This window comes from Luteimonas salinilitoris (assembly GCF_041300785.1).
Classification (GTDB): Bacteria; Pseudomonadota; Gammaproteobacteria; order Xanthomonadales; family Xanthomonadaceae; genus Luteimonas; species Luteimonas salinilitoris.
This window is the reverse complement of sequence record NZ_JBFWIB010000010.1, coordinates 24,361-42,153: the sequence shown is the minus strand read 5'-3', so window position 1 is coordinate 42,153 and position 17,793 is coordinate 24,361. Positions and strand designations below refer to the sequence as shown.

The following is a 17,793-nucleotide window of genomic DNA, read 5'->3' as shown; positions in this document are numbered from 1 at the left end:
TACCCGCATGAGCAACTGTAGGAGCGGCTTCAGCCGCGACCTTCCTGTCGGAAACGCCCGCGCAGTCGCGGCTGAAGCCGCTCCTACAGGGGAGGGGGCGCGATGACGCATTCCCAGGGCCACGGCCCCGTCGGCCCCGCGCCGAAGGAGCATCAGGCCGTCTACACCACGCTGCATTTCGACAAGCCGTGGTCGTACGAGAACTACCTCAAGACCGGCGGCTACAGTGCGCTGCGCAGGATCCTGGAAGAGAAGATCGCGCCGACCGACGTGATCGAGATGGTCAAGCAGTCGGGCCTGCGCGGCCGCGGCGGCGCGGGCTTTCCCACCGGCCTGAAGTGGAGCTTCATGCCGAAGGACTCGGGCATGCAGAAATACATCCTCTGCAATTCCGACGAATCCGAGCCCGGCACCGCCAAGGACCGCGACATCCTGCGCTACAACCCGCATGCGGTGATCGAGGGCATGGCGATCGCCTGCTACGCCACCGGCAGCAGCGTGGGCTACAACTACCTGCGCGGCGAGTTCCACCACGAACCCTTCGAGCACCTGGAGGAAGCCACCGCCGAGGCCTATGCCAACGGCTGGCTCGGCAAGGACATCCTCGGCAGCGGCATCGATATCGATCTCTATAACGCGCTCGGCGCCGGCGCCTACATCTGCGGCGAGGAAACCGCGCTGATGGAGTCGCTGGAAGGCAAGAAGGGACAGCCGCGCTACAAGCCGCCGTTCCCGGCCAACTTCGGCCTGTACGGCAAGCCGACCACGATCAACAACACCGAGACCTTCGCCTCGGTGCCGGCGATCGTGCGCAACGGCGCCGAGTGGTTCCTCAACCTCGGCAAGCCGAACAACGGCGGCCCGAAGATCTTCTCGGTCTCCGGGCATGTCGCCCGGCCCGGCAACTACGAGATCCGCCTCGGCACGCCGTTCGCCGAGCTGCTGGAGATGGCCGGCGGCATGCGCCCGGGCCGCACGATCAAGGGCGTGATCCCGGGCGGCTCGTCGATGCCGGTGTTGCCGGGCGAGACGATGATGGGCCTGACGATGGACTACGACAGCATCCAGAAGGCCGGCTCCGGCCTCGGCTCGGGTGCCGTGATCGTGATGGACGACACCACCTGCATGGTGCGCGCCTGCCAGCGCATCGCGCGTTTCTACTATGCCGAGTCCTGCGGCCAGTGCACGCCGTGCCGCGAGGGCACCGGCTGGATGTACCGCATGTTGACCCGCATCGTCGAAGGGCACGCGACCGTCGACGACCTGCACATGCTCAAGGCCGCCGCCGGCCAGATCGAGGGCCACACCATCTGCGCCTTCGGCGAGGCCGCGGCGTGGCCGGTGCAGGGCTTCCTGCGCCACTTCTGGGACGAGTTCGAGTATTACGTCGCGCACGGCAGGTCGACCGTCGACGCCGGTCTGGAGGCTGCGGCATGAGCATTGCGGGACTCGGGACTCGGGACTCGGGACTCGCAAAGCGAGGTCCGGCTCCGAACCGTCGTAGAGCGGAGCTTGCTCCGCTGCTTTCGTCTCCGATGCCAGTGCAGCCGAGCAAGCTCGGCTCTACGCAGGCAGCCATTGCGGCGCTTTGCCGAGTCCCGAGTCCCGAGTCCCGAGTCCCGGGAGTTCCCGCATGAGCGCCCAGCCGGTCAACCCGAACCTGCCGCCCGACCACGTCACCGTCTTCATCGACGGGGTGGAGCTGGCCGCGCCCAAGGGCTCGATGATCATCCAGGCCGCGGACAAGGCCGGGATCGCGATTCCGCGCTTCTGCTACCACGACAAGCTGGCGATCGCGGCCAACTGCCGCATGTGCCTGGTCGAGGTGGAAAAGATGGGCAAGCCGGCGCCCGCCTGCGCCACGCCGGTGATGGACGGCATGAAGGTTTCCACCCGCAGCGACAAGGCACTGGCCTCGCAGCGCAACGTGATGGAGTTCCTGCTGATCAACCATCCGCTCGACTGCCCGATCTGCGACCAGGGCGGCGAATGCGAGCTGCAGGACCTGTCGCTCGGCTACGGCCGTTCGGTCAGCCGCTTCTCCGAGCGCAAGCGCGTGGTCGCCGACGAGGACATGGGGCCGCTGGTCGAAACCGAGATGACCCGCTGCATCCAGTGCACGCGCTGCGTGCGCTTCACCGACGAGATCGCCGGCACCTACGAACTGGGCGGCATGCAGCGCGGCGAGAACCTGCAGATCGGCACCTATGACGGCAAGCCGCTGACCACCGAGCTGTCGGGCAACGTCATCGACGTCTGCCCGGTGGGCGCGCTGACCAACAAGGTGTTCCGTTTCCGTGCGCGGCCGTGGGAGCTGATCGCCAAGGAATCGCTGGGCTACCACGATCCGCTCGGCAGCAACCTGTTCCTGCACGTGCGTCGCGGCGAGGTGCTGCGTTCGGTGCCGCGCGACAACGAGGCCGTGAACGAGTGCTGGCTGTCCGACCGCGACCGCTACTCGCACCAGGGCCTGGCCGCGGAAGACCGCGCGCTGCAGCCGCTGCTGAAGGACGGCGATGGCTGGCGCGAGACGACCTGGGACGAGGCGCTGGCGAAGGCCGCGCAGATCCTGCGCGACAACGCCGCCGACGATCTGGGCGTGCTGGCGCACCCCGCGACCTCGAACGAGGAAGGGCTGCTGCTGGCGCGCCTGGCCGAGGGCCTGGGAACCGGCAACCTCGATCACCGCATCGCCCAGCGCGACCTGTCCGACGGCGCCGTCGCCGAGCCTTTCGCGTCGCCGATCGCCGACATCGCCAAGGCAGACGTCGTGGTCATCGTCGGGTCCAACCTGCGCCATGAAGTGCCGCTACTGCATCACCGCGTGCGCCAGGCCTGGCGCCGGGGCGCGAAGGTGCACGTGGTCAACCCGGTCGATTTCGAGTTCACCTTCGACATCGCCGGCAAGCACATCGTGCCGCCGTCGCGGGTCGCCGGGGCGCTGGCCGCCGGTGAGCTGAACGATGCGCTGAAGGAAGCCGACCGCGCGGTGGTCATCGTTGGTGCAATCGCCGAATCCGGCGAGCATGCCGCTGCCATTCGCGCCGCCGCCGGCGATTTCGCCCGGAGCCACGGTGCCGCGCTGTGCCGCATCCCGCAGGGCGCGAACGCGCTGGGGTTGGTGCGGCAAGGCGTGCTGCCGGTCTCGCGCGACGCGCAGGCCATGCTCGCCGACCCGCGCTCGGCCTATGTGCTGTACGGCATCGAGCCCGGCCTCGATTTCGCCGACCAGGCCACGGCGCTGAAGGCGCTGAAGGGCGCGCAGGTGGTGGCGTTCAGCCAGTTCGCCTGCGCGTCGACGCGCGCGGTGGCCGACGTGATCCTGCCGATCGGCGCGTTGCCCGAGATCGACGCCACCCTTACCAACCTCGAGGGCACTGCGCAGCGCGCGTTCGCCGCCGGCCGGCTGCCGGACGAGGCGCGCGCCGGCTGGCGCGTGCTGCGCGCGCTGGGCGGCCAGCTGCAGTTGCCCGGTTTCGAGTTCACCGAGCTGTCGGAACTGCGCGCCGGCATGCAGCCCCGGGACGGCGGCGAAGCAGATGGTCGCAACGGTCCGGACAGGGGTGGGAGCGACGGAAGTCGCGACCGCGCGTCGGCTGAAGACCGTCGCGACTTCCGTCGCTCCCACGGGGATGCATCGGGCGGGCTGGAGCTGGCCGTGTCTCCGGCCATCTACCGCAGCGATGCCGTCGTGCGTCGCGCCGCGGCGCTGCAGGCGCATCCGCTGACCCTGGGGCCGCGCATCAGCCTGCACCCGCAGGACGCGAACACGATCGGAGTCGCCGAAGGCGCCATGGCAAGGATCTCCAATACCGCCGGCACCGCGACCCTGCAGGTGTCGGTCAGCGAGTGCGTGGCGCAGGGCGCGGCGTGGGCCGAAAGCGGATACGGCGCGACCGCCGCGCTCGCCGCCGGCCGCGTCCAGGTGGTGCCGGCATGACCACCGCGGAACTGCTGACCCAGCTGACCGGTCCGTTGCAGGACTGGCTGACGGCGCTTGGGCCGCTCGGCACCCTCGTCTGGATCGTGCTGAAGATCGTCGCCATCGCCGTGCCGGTGATCCTGGCGGTGGCCTTCTATGTGGTCTGGGAACGCAAGCTGATCGGCTGGATGCACGTGCGGCGCGGGCCGATGTATGTCGGCTTCGGCGTGTTCCAGGCCTTCGCCGACGTCTTCAAGCTGCTGTTCAAGGAAGTCATCCAGCCGGCCAAGGCGCAGCCCGCGCTGTACGTGCTGGCGCCGCTGATCACGCTGGCGCCGGCGTTCGCCGCCTGGGCGGTGGTGCCGTTCGATGCGCAGCTGGTGCTGTCCAACGCCAACGCCGGCCTGCTGTACCTGCTGGCGATGACCTCGCTGGGCGTGTACGGCATCATCCTCGCCGGCTGGGCGTCCAACTCGAAGTACGCCTTCCTCGGCGCGATGCGCTCGGCCGCGCAGGTGGTCAGCTACGAGATCGCGATGGGCTTCGCCCTGGTGGGCGTGCTGATCGCCGCCGGCAGCCTCAACCTCAGCGACATCGTGATGGCGCAGGCCGGCGACAAGGGCTTCCTGAGCTGGTTCTGGCTGCCGCTGCTGCCGCTGTTCGTGGTCTATTTCGTCTCGGGCGTGGCCGAGACCAACCGCGCGCCGTTCGACGTGGTCGAGGGCGAGTCGGAGATCGTCGCCGGGCACATGGTGGAGTATTCGGGATCGGCGTTCGCGCTGTTCTTCCTGGCCGAATACGCCAACATGATCCTGATCAGCTTCCTGGCCGCGATCTTCTTCATGGGCGGCTGGCTGTCGCCGTTCCATGGCTGGGGCATCCCGCTGCTGTCGGTCGACGGCTGGTGGTGGCTGTTCGTCAAGGTGTTTTTCTTCGCCAGCACCTACGTCTGGTTCCGCGCCTCGTTCCCGCGCTATCGCTACGACCAGATCATGCGGCTGGGCTGGAAGGTGTTCATTCCGATCAGCATCGCCTGGATCTGCGTGGTCGCGCTGATGGCCTACTACGGCGTGCTCGAGGGCGTCTCGGCGAATGCCGAGACGACCGCGGCACATGGATGTGCCGCACGCGATCAAGCACATACGTGCTTGATCGGCGGAGCCGAGTCCGGACCTGCGCCGGGCTCGGCGACCCGGACAGCTGCCGTGACGGCAGCTGTCCGGGACGTCATGAATGGAGTGCAGCGATGAACCGCATCGTGTTCTGGTTCCGCAGCCTGCTGCTGCTCGAGCTGATCGGCGGCCTGTGGCTGACCTTCAAGTACCTGTGGCGGCCCAAGTACACGCTGATGTACCCGATGGAGAAGACGCCGCAGTCGCCGCGCTTCCGCGGCCTGCACGCGCTGCGCCGCTATCCAAACGGCGAAGAGCGCTGCATCGCCTGCAAGCTGTGCGAGGCGGTGTGCCCGGCACTGGCGATCACCATCGACTCCGAGCAGCGCGCCGACGGTAGCCGCCGCACCACGCGCTACGACATCGACCTGTTCAAGTGCATCTACTGCGGGTTCTGCGAGGAATCCTGCCCGGTCGACTCGATCGTCGAGACCCACGTGCACGAATACCATTTTGAGAACCGCGGCGAGAACGTGGTCAACAAGCAGCAACTGCTCGCGATCGGCGACCGCCTCGAGGCGGAGATCGCCGAACGCCGCGCCGCCGACGCCGCCTACAGGTAAGCCATGGATCTCACTCTGCTCGCCTTCCTGGTGTTCGCCGTCCTCACCGTGATGTCCGCGGTGGCGGTGATCAGCGTCCGCAATCCGGTCCATGCCGCGTTGTTCCTGGTGCTGACCTTCTTCACCGTCGCCTGCACCTGGATCCTGGCCGGCGCCGAGTTCCTCGGCGTGGCGTTGATCCTGGTGTACGTCGGCGCGGTGATGGTGCTGTTCCTGTTCGTGGTGATGATGCTCGACATCGACGTGGCGCCGCTGCGGGAAGGCTACGTGCGCTACCTGCCGGTCGGGTTGCTGGTGGCGGTGGTGATGCTGGCCGAGATGCTGACGCTGATCGGCATCCGTTCGCGCGTCACGCTGTTCGCCCCGGACGTCGCGGAGGCGGCCGGGGTGTCCAACACCGCCTGGGTGGCACACCGCCTGTTCACCGATTACCTGCTGCCGTTCGAAGTCGCGGCGCTGATCCTCACGGTGGCGGTGATCGCCGCGGTGATGCTGACCCTGCGCCGGCGCGAGGGCGCCAAGCACCAGAGCCCGGGCGCGCAGTCGCGGGTGCAGGCGAAGGACCGGTTCCGCATGGTGCAGATGCAGGCCGAGGCGCCGCGCACCACCCAGGCGCCGCCGGTCGACGGCGAAACGCCGGACGGGGAGGGTAAGCCATGAGTTTCCTCGGCGAGGGCCTGGCCCTCGGACACTATCTCGCGCTCGGCGCCGTGCTGTTCTGCATCAGCGTCGCCGGCATCTTCCTCAACCGCAAGAACGTGATCGTGCTGCTGATGTCGATCGAGCTGATGCTGCTCGCGGTCAACATCAACTTCATCGCCTTCTCGCGCCATTTCGGCGACGCCACCGGCCAGGTGTTCGTGTTCTTCATCCTGACCGTGGCCGCGGCCGAGGCGGCGATCGGCCTGGCGATCCTGGTCACGCTGTTCCGCAACCGGCGCACGATCAACGTCGCCGACATCGATACGTTGAAGGGGTGAGGCAGGCCGCTTGCGCGGCACTGCCGCGCGGCCTGCCGAACGCCCGGCCACGGATGGCCGGGCCGGACCATCCGGAGCTGAGGTAGTGCCGCCATGGATGGCGGATGTGACAACCGGGGCGTAGCGATGCGCTTGCGAGCCACTGGCTCGCGCCTTCGCGAACGCCCGGCCACGGATGGCCGGGCCGGACCATCCGGAGCAGACGCAGTACCGCCATGGATGGCGGCAGTGATGACCGGGGTGCAGTGCGGAAGGTTTTTCTCGAGATGTTCGATGGTGCGGCTTCTGGATAACTGACAAAAATGGCGATTTCGACAACCCACCTGCTGATCATCGTGCTCGCGCCGCTGCTCGGCTCGATCGTGGCCGGCCTGTTCGGCCGCCAGGTCGGGCGCGCGGGCGCGCACTCGGTCACCATCCTCGGCGTGGCGGTCAGCTGCGCGCTGTCGGGCTACGTGCTGTGGCAGCTGACGGGGCAGGGCGCGGCGCCGTACAACGAGAACGTCTACACCTTCTTCGAGGTGGGCAACTACTCCGCCCACGTCGGCTTCATGATCGACCGGCTCACGGCGATGATGATGCTGGTCGTCACCTTCGTCTCGCTGCTGGTGCACGTCTACACCATCGGCTACATGGCCGAGGATCCCGGCTACCAGCGCTTCTTCAGCTACATTTCGCTGTTCACCTTCAGCATGCTGATGCTGGTGATGAGCAACAACTTCCTGCAGCTGTTCTTCGGCTGGGAGGCGGTGGGCCTGGTCTCGTACCTGCTGATCGGGTTCTGGTTCAAGAAGCCGAGCGCGATCTTCGCCAACCTCAAGGCGTTCCTGGTCAATCGCGTCGGTGATTTCGGCTTCCTGCTGGGCGTCGCCGCGGTGCTGTACTGGTTCGGCACGCTGGACTACGCCACCGTGTTCGCCAATGCGTCCGACAAGATCGGCGGCGGCCAGGTGGTGGAGATCCTGGACGGCCGGCCCTGGTCGGTGGCGACCCTCATCTGCATCTGCCTGTTCATCGGTGCCATGGGCAAGTCGGCGCAGGTGCCGCTGCACGTCTGGCTGCCGGACTCGATGGAAGGCCCGACCCCGATCTCGGCGCTGATCCACGCCGCGACGATGGTCACCGCCGGCATCTTCATGGTCGCGCGCATGTCGCCGCTGTTCGAGCTCAGCGACACCGCGCTGGCGTTCGTGCTGTTCATCGGCGCCACCACCGCGTTCTTCACCGGCCTGATCGGCATCGTGCAGAACGACATCAAGCGCGTGGTCGCCTATTCCACGCTCTCGCAGCTGGGCTACATGACCGTCGCGCTCGGCGTATCGGCGTACTCGGCCGCGATCTTCCACCTGATGACCCACGCGTTCTTCAAGGCGCTGCTGTTCCTGGCCGCGGGCAGCGTGATCATCGGCATGCACCACGAGCAGGACATGCGCAAGATGGGCGGCCTGCGCAAGTACATGCCGATCACCTTCTGGACCAGCGTGATCGGCACCCTGGCGCTGATCGGCACGCCGTTCCTGAGCGGGTTCTATTCCAAGGACACGATCATCGAGGCGGCCGGGCACGCCGCCGAGCGCATGGGCTGGATCGGCACCTACGGCTACTGGGCGGTGCTGCTGGGCGCGTTCGTCACCAGCTTCTACAGCTTCCGGCTGCTGTACCTGACCTTCTTCGGTGCCGAGCGCTTCCGCGACGCGCTTGCGCATGGGCACCACGGGGATCATGCAGACGATGCCGCCGTCCATGGCGAGACCGTGCCTGATCACGAGCACCAGCCCGGCCATCCATGGCCGGGCGTTCGCGGGCATGCGCCAGTGGCGCATGAAACCCCCGCTCACCCCCACGAGTCGCCGTGGGTCGTGACCCTGCCGCTGGTGTTGCTGGCGATTCCCTCGATCGCGATCGGCTTCTTCACCGCCGGGCCGGTGCTGTTCGGCACCGACTGGAGCGGCCATCACGAGCAGGCGCCGTTCTTCCTCGGCGCGATCGACCTGGCCGAGGCGCGCGACACCGTGGTCGCGCTCGGGGCCGAGCTGTGGCACGGCCCGGTGGCCTTCGCCCTGCATGGCCTGCTCGCTCCGGCGTTCTGGCTGATGCTGGCCGGCTTCGTGCTGGCGACGGTGCTGTACTGGTGGAAGCCCGGCCTGCCGGCGAAGCTGCGCGGCGTGTTCCCGTTCTCGCTGATCACGCGCGTGCTGGAGAAGAAGTACTGGGCGGACGACCTGTGGATCGGCGGTTTCGCCGGCGGCGGCCTGCTGCTCGGCAAGGTCTCGCGGCAGGGCGACGAGAAGCTGATCGACGGCCTGATCGTCAACGGCGCCGCGCGCGTGGTCGATCTCGTCTCGGGGGTCGCGCGCCGGGTCCAGTCCGGCTTCCTCTACCACTATGCCTTCGCGATGATCATCGGCCTGATCGCGCTGCTGGCCGTGCTGATCCGTTACTGGACCTGACGGCGGGAACGAGAAGACGATGCATCTCCGGGGTCAACACACCATCAGTTCGCCATCCCTGCGCAGGCCGGGATCCGGCGGCGTCATTCGGCTGACAGCGAAGCCTTCCGACTCCCACCCGTGCGGGGACGAGGGGCAGGCGCGGCCGGCCAAATCTTTCCGAGTCGGATGTTTCCATGCATAGCTGGCCACTTCTCAGCCTCCTGATCTGGCTCCCGGTCCTCGGCGGCGTCCTGACGCTCGCCTGCGGCGAGGCGCGACCCCAGCTGGCGCGCTGGCTGGCGCTGGCGGTGGCGCTGCTGGTGTTCGTCGTCAGCATTCCGTTGCTGACCGGTTTCGACTTCGCCGCCGCCGGCATGCAGTTCGTCGAGCGGCGCGAGTGGATCCCCGCCTACGACATCCAGTACCACCTCGGCGCGGACGGCATCTCGGTGGCGCTGATCGTGCTGACCACGCTGACCACGGCGCTGGTGCTGATCGGCGCGTGGGGGTCGATCGACAAGCGCGTCAGCCAGTACTTCGCCGCGTTCCTGGTGCTGGAAGGGGCGATGGTCGGCGTGTTCGCGGCGGTCGACGCGATGCTGTTCTACGCCTTTTTCGAGGCGATGCTGATCCCGATGTTCATCATCATCGGCGTCTGGGGCGGCCCGCGGCGCGTCTACGCGTCGGTGAAGTTCTTCCTCTACACCTTCCTCGGCTCGGTCTTCATGCTGGTCGGGCTGATCTACCTGTACCTGAAGGGCGGCAGCTGGCAGCTGCCCGACCTGTACCGGCTGCCGCTCACCGCCACCGAGCAGATGTGGCTGTTCTTCGCCTTCCTGGCGGCGTTCGCGGTCAAGGTGCCGATGTTCCCGGTGCACACCTGGCTGCCGGACGCGCACGTCGAGGCGCCAACCGGCGGCTCGGTGATCCTGGCCGCGATCATGCTGAAGATCGGCGGTTACGGCTTCCTGCGCTTCAGCCTGCCGATCGTGCCCGACGCCGGCCACGAGTGGGCTTGGCTGGTGATCGCGCTGTCGCTGATCGCGGTGGTCTACGTCGGCCTGGTGGCGCTGGCGCAGTCGGACATGAAGAAGCTGATCGCCTACTCGTCGGTCTCGCACATGGGTTTCGTCACCCTGGGCATCTTCATCGCCTTCGCGTTGATGCGCGACACCGGCAACGCCGACGCCGCGCGCCTGGGCCTACAGGGAGCGATGGTGCAGATGGTCAGCCACGGCTTCATTTCCGGCGCCATGTTCTCCTGCGTGGGCGTGCTCTACGACCGCATGCACAGCCGCCAGATCGTCGACTACGGCGGCGTCGCCAACGTGATGCCCTGGTTCGCCGCGTTCATGGTGCTGTTCTCCATGGCCAATGCCGGCCTGCCGGGCACCTCGGGCTTCGTCGGCGAATTCATGGTGATCCTGGCGGCGTTCCAGAGCCATCCGCTGATTGCCTTCGTCGCGGCGATGACCCTGGTGATCGGCGCGGCCTACACCCTGTGGCTGGTCAAGCGCGTGCTGTACGGCGAGGTCGGCAACGCCCACGTCGCCGCGCTGCAGGACGTCAACGCCCGCGAGGTGCTGGTGCTGGGCGTGTTCGCCGCCGGCGTGCTGGCGATCGGCCTCTGGCCGAAGCCGCTGACCGACCTGATGGAACCTTCCATCGCGCACCTGGCGGAACTGCTGTCCGCCACCAAGCTTTGAGGATCGTGCGATGACCGTCGCCGCCATGACGCCACCCGTCCGCACCTTCGCCGAGTTCGCGCCGCTGTTGCCGGAACTGACGGTGATCTTCGGTGCGTTCGCGCTGCTGATGCTCGACCTGTTCCTCGACGAACGCCACCGCATCCTCACCCACACGCTGGCGATCGTCACGCTGCTGGCTGCGGCGGGACTGGTGGCCGCCGGGGTCGGCGGGCGCGGCGTGGTAATGGAGGGCCTGTTCGTCCGCGACGCCGCCGCCGACATGCTGAAGTTCGTGATCCTGGTGGTGTCGGCGATGTCGCTGGGCTACAGCTGGTCGTACCTGCGCGAGCGCGGCCTGTACAAGGGCGAGGTGGCGATCCTGGTGCTGTTCGCCGTGGTCGGGATGATGCTGCTGGTCTCGGCCGGCAACCTGACCATGGTCTACCTGGGGCTGGAATTGCTGGCGCTGTGTTCGTATGCGCTGGTGGCGATCGACCGCGACGGTCCGCTGGCTTCGGAAGCCGGCATGAAGTACTTCGTGCTCGGCTCGCTGGCCTCCGGTTTGCTGCTGTACGGCTTGTCGCTGGTCTACGGCGCGACCGGCACCCTGTACCTGGACGCGATCAGCGCGGCCGCGGCGACCGTTTCCGGCGCCGACCGCGTGCTGCTGCTGACCGGTCTGGTGTTCGTGGTGGCCGGCGTCGCGTTCAAGTTCGGTGCCGCGCCGTTCCACATGTGGCTGCCCGACGCCTATCACGGTGCGCCGACGGCGATCACGGTCTTCATCAGCTCGGTTCCCAAGCTGGCGGCGTTCGGCATGGCCTACCGCCTGTTCGAGGTCGGCCTCGGGCCGATGCAGGACCAGTGGCAACTGCTGCTGGCGCTGCTGGCGGCGCTGTCGCTGGCGATCGGCAACATCGTCGCGATCGCGCAGAGCAACCTCAAGCGGATGCTGTCGTACTCCACCGTCTCGCACATCGGCTTCCTGTTCCTGGGGCTGGCCGGCGGCGGCGAGGGCGGCTTCGCCGCGGCGATGTTCTATGCCATCAGCTACGCGATCATGTCGGCGGCGGCGTTCGGCGCGATCGTGATGCTGTCGCGCAAGGGCTTCGAGGCCGACCGCATCGACGACTTCAAGGGCCTGAACGCGCGCAGCCCGTGGATGGCCGGCCTGGTGCTGGTGATCATGGCCTCGCTGGCCGGCGTGCCGCCGTTCCTGGGCTTCTGGGCCAAGCTGGCGGTGCTGCGCGCCGCGCTCGAGGGCGACCTGCTGTGGCTGGCGATCGTGGGCATCGTGTTCGCGGTGATCGGCGCGTTCTACTACCTGCGCGTGATCAAGGTGATGTACTTCGACGAGCCCGCCGGCGAGCCGCTGCAGGCGCGCCAGGGCACGGGGCTGCGGGCGATGTTCGCGGTCAACGCGCTGTCGCTGCTGGTACTGGGACTGTTCTGGAGCCCGCTGATGGCCCTGTGCCAGCAGGCGTTCGCGGGATAGCGTTTTTTTGCCGCGGATCAACGCGGATGAACGCGGATCGGAAGCGGAACCGCCTTCGTCAGCACCCGCTCGGCAGATGGAGCGCACCCCCGCCGTTGCCTTGCCCGGCCCACGCCTTGCATGGTTCGGACGAAGCCCCATCTTGTGGATACCGGCCCGGCGCATTCCATCCGCGTTCATCCGCGCCGATCCGCGGCTGGAGATCCCCGCTTCGAGTGCATGGGGCATCTGTTCGGCAAGGATCCTGGGCTTGCAATAAAGCGCCGGATTCCCCATAATTCGCAATCTGCTGCGGGGTGGAGCAGTCTGGCAGCTCGTCGGGCTCATAACCCGAAGGTCGCAGGTTCAAATCCTGCCCCCGCTACCAGCTTTTCGCGGTCGACGAAAAGCCTCTCCTGGAGGCTTTTTTGTTTCCCGGCCGCGAATCGGGCTGAGCCGGAACGCGTACTGCTCGCGTGCCGGTGCCGAAATCCAGTGGTATCGGACAAGGGGCCCGTCGGGCCCCTTGTTTGTTTTACGAGTTCTTGGCGGGAGTTCTTGGCGGATCCGCACACCGGTGCGCAGCCGCTTTACGGGAAGAGATGGCGGACAAAGCGACGACAATCGTGGAACTGCTGGCGCCGACGGTCGAAGCGTTGGGGCTGGAGTTGCTGGGCGCGGAGTACCTGCCGACGCCCGGCAGCGCCGTGCTGCGCCTGTACATCGATCGGCCCGGCGCCGATCCCGAGGCCGAAGGGCAGGGCGTGACGATCGAGGATTGCGAGGCCGTCAGCCGCGAGGTGTCGGCGCAGATGGACGTCGAGGACCCGATCAGCGGGCACTACACCCTCGAGGTGTCGTCGCCGGGCATCGATCGGCCGCTGTTCACGCCGGAGCAGTTCGCGCGCTTCGCCGGACAGGCCGCGAAGGTCGGGCTGAAGCTGCCGCAGGACGGGCGCCGCCGGCTGCAGGGCAGGATCACCGGGGTCGAGGGCGACACGATCGCGTTCGAGGTCGACGGCCAACCGTTCACGGTGGCGTTCGACAACATCGACAAGGCGCGGCTGGTCCCGGACTGGGCCGCGCTCGGCCTGGCGCCGGCGAAGGACCGTTCCGGCCGCGACGCCCGTCCGGGCAAGCAGAAGAAGCCGTCGGGGCGCGATTCGCGTTCCGACAAGCAGGTGAAGCCACCACAAGCCAACAAGCGTACGGCCGATGGGCCGTCGAGTTCGGAGTGATCCAGAAATGAGCAAGGAACTGTTGATGGTCGTCGACGCGGTCGCCAACGAAAAGGGCGTGCCGGAATCGGTGATCCTCGAGGCGATGGAGGCAGCATTGGCCACCGCCGCCAAGAAGCGCTACCACGACGAGGACGTGATCACGCGCGTCGCGATCGACCCGAAGGACGGCAGCTACCAGACCTTCCGCCGCTGGGAGGTCGTGGCCGACGACGTTGTGATGGAGTCGCCGCATCGCCAGATCCGGCTGATGGACGCGGTCGACGAGGCCGAGGGCGTGGAGGTCGGCGACTACATCGAGGAGCCGATCGAGAACGCCGAGTTCGGGCGCATCGCCGCGCAGGCCGCCAAGCAGGTGATCGTGCAGCGCGTGCGCGAGGCCGAGCGCGCGCAGGTGGTCGACGCCTGGAAGGACCGCATCGGCGAACTGGTCACCGGCATCGTCAAGCGTGTCGAGCGCGGCAACGTCTACGTCGACCTGGGCGGCAACGCGGAAGCGTTCATCCCCAAGGACAAGGCGATCCCGCGCGACGTGGTCCGCGCCGGCGACCGTATCCGCGGCTACCTGTTCGACGTGCGCAGCGAGCCCCGTGGCCCGCAGCTGTTCATCAGCCGCGCCGCGCCCGAATTCATGATGGAGCTGTTCAAGCTCGAGGTGCCGGAGGTCGGCCAGGGCCTGGTCGAGATCAAGGCCTGCGCGCGCGACCCGGGCGACCGCGCCAAGATCGCCGTGGTGGCCTACGACAACCGCACCGACCCGATCGGCGCCTGCATCGGCATGCGCGGCTCGCGCGTGCAGGCGGTGTCGAACGAGCTCAACGGCGAGCGCGTCGACATCGTGCTGTGGTCGGACAACCCTGCCCAGTTCGTCATCAACGCGATGGCGCCGGCCGAGGTGCAGTCGATCATCGTCGACGAGGAGAAGCACTCCATGGACCTGGCGGTGGCCGAGGAGCTGCTGGCCAAGGCGATCGGCAAGGGCGGCCAGAACGTGCGCCTGGCCAGCCGCATGACCGGTTGGCAGCTGAACGTGATGACCCAGGACCAGGTGACCGCGAAGTCCGAGGCCGAGCAGATCGCCGCGCGCGAGCTGTTCCAGGAGAAGCTCGAGGTCGACGAGGAAATCGCCGGCATCCTGGTGTCGGAAGGCTTCAGCACCGTCGAGGAGATCGCCTACGTGCCGGTCGGCGAGCTGCTGGCGGTGGAGGGCTTCGACGAGGACATCGTCGAGGAACTGCGCGCCCGCGCCCGCGACGCCCTGCTCAACGACGCCCTGGCGGTCGAGGAGGAGCTCGACGAGAACGCGCCGGGCGAGGACCTGCTGGCGCTGGAAGGCATGGACGACACCACCGCCTATGCGCTGGCCTCGCACGGCGTGCGCAGCAGCGAGGACCTGTCCGATCTCGGCACCGACGAACTGCTGGAGCTCGGCGTCGAGGGGATCGACCAGGAGCGCGCCGCCGCCCTGATCCTCGCCGCTCGCGCCGAGGAGATCGCCCGCCTCGAGCGGGAGGCCTGAGATGGCGTTAAACGCGGGTTGAGCGCCGGAGGCCGACGACGCCTCCTGGCCCCCGGCCCGAAGCGTCCGTCCGCAAACGGTACAATTGGCTCAATCCACAGCGCGGCGATTTCGCCGACGCCCAAGGAACCGGAACCCGAATGTCGCAACAAACCACGATCCGCAAGCTGGCCGCACTGGTGAACACGCCGGTCGAGAAATTGCTGGAGCAGCTGGCCGAGGCCGGCATGCCGTTCAGCGATCCCGACCAGGTCGTGACCAGCACCGAGAAGGTCAAGCTTCTGGGCTTCCTGCGCCGGACCCACGGCAAGGCCGACAAGGCCGCCGACGAGAGCCTTGCGCCGAAGAAGATCACGCTCAACCGCAGCCGCAAGCAGGAGCTGACGGTGGGTGGCGGCAAGAACCGCGCCACCGTCGACGTCCTGGTGCGCAAGAAGGTCACCCTGGTCAAGCCGACCGAGGAAGCGGCCGGGAACAGCGGCGCGCCGGTCGACGACGAGCGCGCCGAGATCCTGCGCAAGCTCGAGGAATCGCGGCAGCGCAACCTGTCCGAGCAGCAGCGCCTGGCCGAGGCCGACAAGCGTCGCGCCGAGGAAGCCGAGCAGCGCAAGCGCGCGGAAGAGGCCGAGGCCGAGCGTTTGCGCAAGGAGGCCGAGCTGGCCGTCGCCGCCGCGGCCGCACCGGTCGAGGAAGAATCCGCCGCCGCGCGCAAGCCCGGTCACGGCCACGGCCATCCGAAGCCGGCCCCCGCGCGTGACGATCGCAGCGGACACAAGCAGAAGCATCATCGCGGTTCGCATGTGATGGTCGCGGGCGTCGAGGACGACGACGGCGCTGCCGCGCGCTTCGCCGGCCAGCTGCACCTGAGCGCCTCCGAGCGCGCGCGTCGTTCGACGGTGCGCAAGCCCAAGTCCAGGCGCCAGGTGGAGCAGGCACGCACCGGCGGCGGCCAGCACGGCTTCGCCCGGCCGACCGCGCCGGTGGTGCGCGAAGTGCCGGTCGGCGACGCGATCACCGTGGCCGAGCTCGCGCAGAAGCTGGCGATGAAGGGCGGCGACGTGGTCAAGGCGCTGTTCAAGATGGGCGTCATGGCGACCATCACCCAGACCATCGACCACGACACCGCGGTGCTGGTGATCGAGGAGCTCGGCCACAAGGCGGTCCGCGCCGACAGCGACGACGTCGAGAGCGAGCTGATCGCACACGTCGGCGCGGCCGAGGGCGAGGGCGAGGCGCGCCCGCCGGTGGTCACCATCATGGGTCACGTCGATCACGGCAAGACCTCGCTGCTCGACCATATCCGCCGCACCAAGGTCGCCTCCGGCGAGGCCGGCGGCATCACCCAGCACATCGGCGCCTATCACGTCGAGACCGAGAAGGGCGTGGTCAGCTTCCTGGATACGCCCGGCCATGCCGCGTTCACGTCGATGCGCGCGCGCGGCGCCAAGCTCACCGACATCGTGGTGCTGGTGGTCGCGGCCGACGACGGCGTCATGCCGCAGACGATCGAGGCGATCCAGCACGCGCGCGCCGCGAACGTGCCGTTGATCGTGGCGATCAACAAGATCGACAAGTCCGGCGCCGATCCGGGCCGGATCAAGAACGAGCTGCTGGCGCACGAGGTCGTGGCCGAGGAGTTCGGCGGCGAGATCCAGATGGTGGAGTTGTCCGCCATGACCGGCGATGGCATCGACGACCTGCTCGACGCGATCCTGCTGCAGTCCGAGGTGCTCGAGCTCCGCGCGCCACCGGAAGGCCGCGCCGTCGGTACCGTCATCGAGTCCTCGCTCGACAAGGGCCGCGGCCCGGTGGCGACCGTGCTGGTGCAGCAGGGCAAGCTGAACAAGGGCGACTACCTGGTCTGCGGCATTCAGTTCGGCCGCGTGCGCGCGCTGTTCGACGAGAACAGCAAGCCGGTGGACAGTGCCGGCCCCTCGATTCCGGTGCAGGTGCTGGGTCTGTCGGGCGTGCCGGATGCCGGTGACGATTTCGTGGTCGTCGACGACGAGCGCCTGGCCAAGGAAGTCGCCCAGCAGCGCGAGACCAAGCGCCGCGAGACACGCCTGGTGCAGGCGGCGGGCAACCGCATGGAAGACATCATGGCGCAGATGGGCCAGAGCGAGCAGCAGCTGTCGCTCAACCTGGTGATCAAGGCCGACGTGCAGGGTTCCGCCGAGGCGCTGCGGCAGGCGCTGATCGCGCTGTCGAACGAGCAGATCCGCATCAACATCATCGTCTCGGGCGTCGGCGGCATCACCGAGTCCGACGCCAACTCCGCGGCCGCGGCCAAGGCGACGATCATCGGCTTCAACGTCCGCGCCGATGCTTCCGCACGCAAGGTGATCGAGAGCAACGGTCTCGACCTGCGCTACTTCTCGATCATCTACGACGTGATCGACCAGGTGAAGCAGGTGGCCTCCGGCATCCTCGGCATGGAGATCCGCGAGGAGATCATCGGCACCGCCGAGGTCCGCGACGTGTTCCGCAGCTCCAAGTTCGGCGCGGTCGCCGGCTGCATGGTGGTCGAGGGCGTGGTCAAGCGGAACAAGCCGATCCGCGTGCTGCGCGACGACACGGTGATCTTCGAAGGCGAACTGGAGTCGCTGCGGCGCTTCAAGGAGAACGTCGACGAGGTGCGCGTGAACACCGAGTGCGGCATCGGCGTGAAGGCGTACAACGACGTCAAGCCGGGCGACAAGATCGAGTGCTTCGAGCGGATCGAGGTGCAGCGGACGCTTTAAAGGCAGAAGTGAGTGGAGAGAAGTGAGAAGTGAGAGCGATTCTTCGCCGGCTTCCGCTTCTCCA

General features: G+C 67.8%; 11 protein-coding genes, 1 tRNA gene and 1 pseudogene. All 13 read left to right on the top strand.

Translation table 11 applies throughout. From position 1 onward, the window contains the following. Positions 1 to 102 precede the first annotated feature (102 nt). Positions 103 to 1,437 carry an NADH-quinone oxidoreductase subunit NuoF gene (nuoF, locus tag AB5T46_RS14590; RefSeq protein ID WP_370564749.1) on the top strand — a complete coding sequence of 445 codons (1,335 nt, stop codon included), beginning with the start codon at positions 103 to 105 and terminating at the stop codon, positions 1,435 to 1,437. Between the two features lie 196 nt (positions 1,438 to 1,633). Then, on the top strand, positions 1,634 to 3,940 hold the full coding sequence (gene nuoG, locus AB5T46_RS14585; protein WP_370564748.1) for an NADH-quinone oxidoreductase subunit NuoG: 2,307 nt from the start codon (positions 1,634 to 1,636) through the stop codon (positions 3,938 to 3,940). Next, a pseudogene (nuoH, locus tag AB5T46_RS14580) lies at positions 3,937 to 5,001 on the top strand (NADH-quinone oxidoreductase subunit NuoH); the annotation flags it as partial. The gene nuoG and the pseudogene nuoH, both read left to right, overlap by 4 nt. A gap of 167 nt (positions 5,002 to 5,168) precedes the next feature. Beyond that, positions 5,169 to 5,657 carry an NADH-quinone oxidoreductase subunit NuoI gene (gene nuoI / locus AB5T46_RS14575; protein WP_370564747.1) on the top strand — a complete coding sequence of 163 codons (489 nt, stop codon included), beginning with the start codon at positions 5,169 to 5,171 and terminating at the stop codon, positions 5,655 to 5,657. A gap of 3 nt (positions 5,658 to 5,660) precedes the next feature. Beyond that, on the top strand, positions 5,661 to 6,317 hold the full coding sequence (locus AB5T46_RS14570; RefSeq protein WP_370564746.1) for an NADH-quinone oxidoreductase subunit J: 657 nt from the start codon (positions 5,661 to 5,663) through the stop codon (positions 6,315 to 6,317). After that, the gene (gene nuoK, locus AB5T46_RS14565; protein ID WP_370564745.1) at positions 6,314 to 6,637 is read left to right on the top strand and encodes an NADH-quinone oxidoreductase subunit NuoK; all 324 of its coding nucleotides are present in this window, start codon (positions 6,314 to 6,316) and stop codon (positions 6,635 to 6,637) included. Before AB5T46_RS14570 ends, nuoK begins: the two co-directional genes overlap by 4 nt. Positions 6,638 to 6,939: 302 nt before the next feature. Beyond that, on the top strand, positions 6,940 to 9,087 hold the full coding sequence (nuoL, locus tag AB5T46_RS14560) for an NADH-quinone oxidoreductase subunit L (protein WP_370564744.1): 2,148 nt from the start codon (positions 6,940 to 6,942) through the stop codon (positions 9,085 to 9,087). 176 nt (positions 9,088 to 9,263) lie between these two features. Beyond that, entirely contained in the window at positions 9,264 to 10,775 is a 1,512-nt protein-coding gene (locus tag AB5T46_RS14555) for an NADH-quinone oxidoreductase subunit M (protein ID WP_370564743.1), read from the top strand. A 10-nt stretch (positions 10,776 to 10,785) separates the two neighbouring features. Further along, positions 10,786 to 12,252: an NADH-quinone oxidoreductase subunit NuoN gene (nuoN, locus tag AB5T46_RS14550; protein ID WP_370564742.1), complete on the top strand. Its 1,467-nt coding sequence runs from the start codon at positions 10,786 to 10,788 to the stop codon at positions 12,250 to 12,252. A 290-nt stretch (positions 12,253 to 12,542) separates the two neighbouring features. Further along, positions 12,543 to 12,619, top strand: a tRNA-Met gene (locus AB5T46_RS14545). A 214-nt stretch (positions 12,620 to 12,833) separates the two neighbouring features. Continuing rightward, positions 12,834 to 13,469, top strand: coding sequence for a ribosome maturation factor RimP (rimP, locus tag AB5T46_RS14540; protein WP_370564741.1), 636 nt, complete (start codon positions 12,834 to 12,836; stop codon positions 13,467 to 13,469). Positions 13,470 to 13,476: 7 nt separating this feature from the next. Further along, positions 13,477 to 14,988: a transcription termination factor NusA gene (gene nusA, locus AB5T46_RS14535; protein ID WP_370564740.1), complete on the top strand. Its 1,512-nt coding sequence runs from the start codon at positions 13,477 to 13,479 to the stop codon at positions 14,986 to 14,988. Between the two features lie 140 nt (positions 14,989 to 15,128). Then, on the top strand, positions 15,129 to 17,729 hold the full coding sequence (gene infB, locus AB5T46_RS14530) for a translation initiation factor IF-2 (RefSeq protein ID WP_370564738.1): 2,601 nt from the start codon (positions 15,129 to 15,131) through the stop codon (positions 17,727 to 17,729). The last annotated feature ends 64 nt before the right edge of the window (positions 17,730 to 17,793 follow it).

Excerpts from the sequence above, each read along its gene's own strand:
- nuoF (WP_370564749.1), top strand. The coding sequence starts at position 103 with ATGACGCATTCCCAGGGCCACGGCCCCGTCGGCCCCGCGCCGAAGGAG.
- nuoG (WP_370564748.1), top strand. The coding sequence starts at position 1,634 with ATGAGCGCCCAGCCGGTCAACCCGAACCTGCCGCCCGACCACGTCACC.
- nuoI (WP_370564747.1), top strand. The coding sequence starts at position 5,169 with ATGAACCGCATCGTGTTCTGGTTCCGCAGCCTGCTGCTGCTCGAGCTG.
- AB5T46_RS14570 (WP_370564746.1), top strand. The coding sequence starts at position 5,661 with ATGGATCTCACTCTGCTCGCCTTCCTGGTGTTCGCCGTCCTCACCGTG.
- nuoK (WP_370564745.1), top strand. The coding sequence starts at position 6,314 with ATGAGTTTCCTCGGCGAGGGCCTGGCCCTCGGACACTATCTCGCGCTC.
- nuoL (WP_370564744.1), top strand. The coding sequence starts at position 6,940 with ATGGCGATTTCGACAACCCACCTGCTGATCATCGTGCTCGCGCCGCTG.
- AB5T46_RS14555 (WP_370564743.1), top strand. The coding sequence starts at position 9,264 with ATGCATAGCTGGCCACTTCTCAGCCTCCTGATCTGGCTCCCGGTCCTC.
- nuoN (WP_370564742.1), top strand. The coding sequence starts at position 10,786 with ATGACCGTCGCCGCCATGACGCCACCCGTCCGCACCTTCGCCGAGTTC.
- rimP (WP_370564741.1), top strand. The coding sequence starts at position 12,834 with ATGGCGGACAAAGCGACGACAATCGTGGAACTGCTGGCGCCGACGGTC.
- nusA (WP_370564740.1), top strand. The coding sequence starts at position 13,477 with ATGAGCAAGGAACTGTTGATGGTCGTCGACGCGGTCGCCAACGAAAAG.
- infB (WP_370564738.1), top strand. The coding sequence starts at position 15,129 with ATGTCGCAACAAACCACGATCCGCAAGCTGGCCGCACTGGTGAACACG.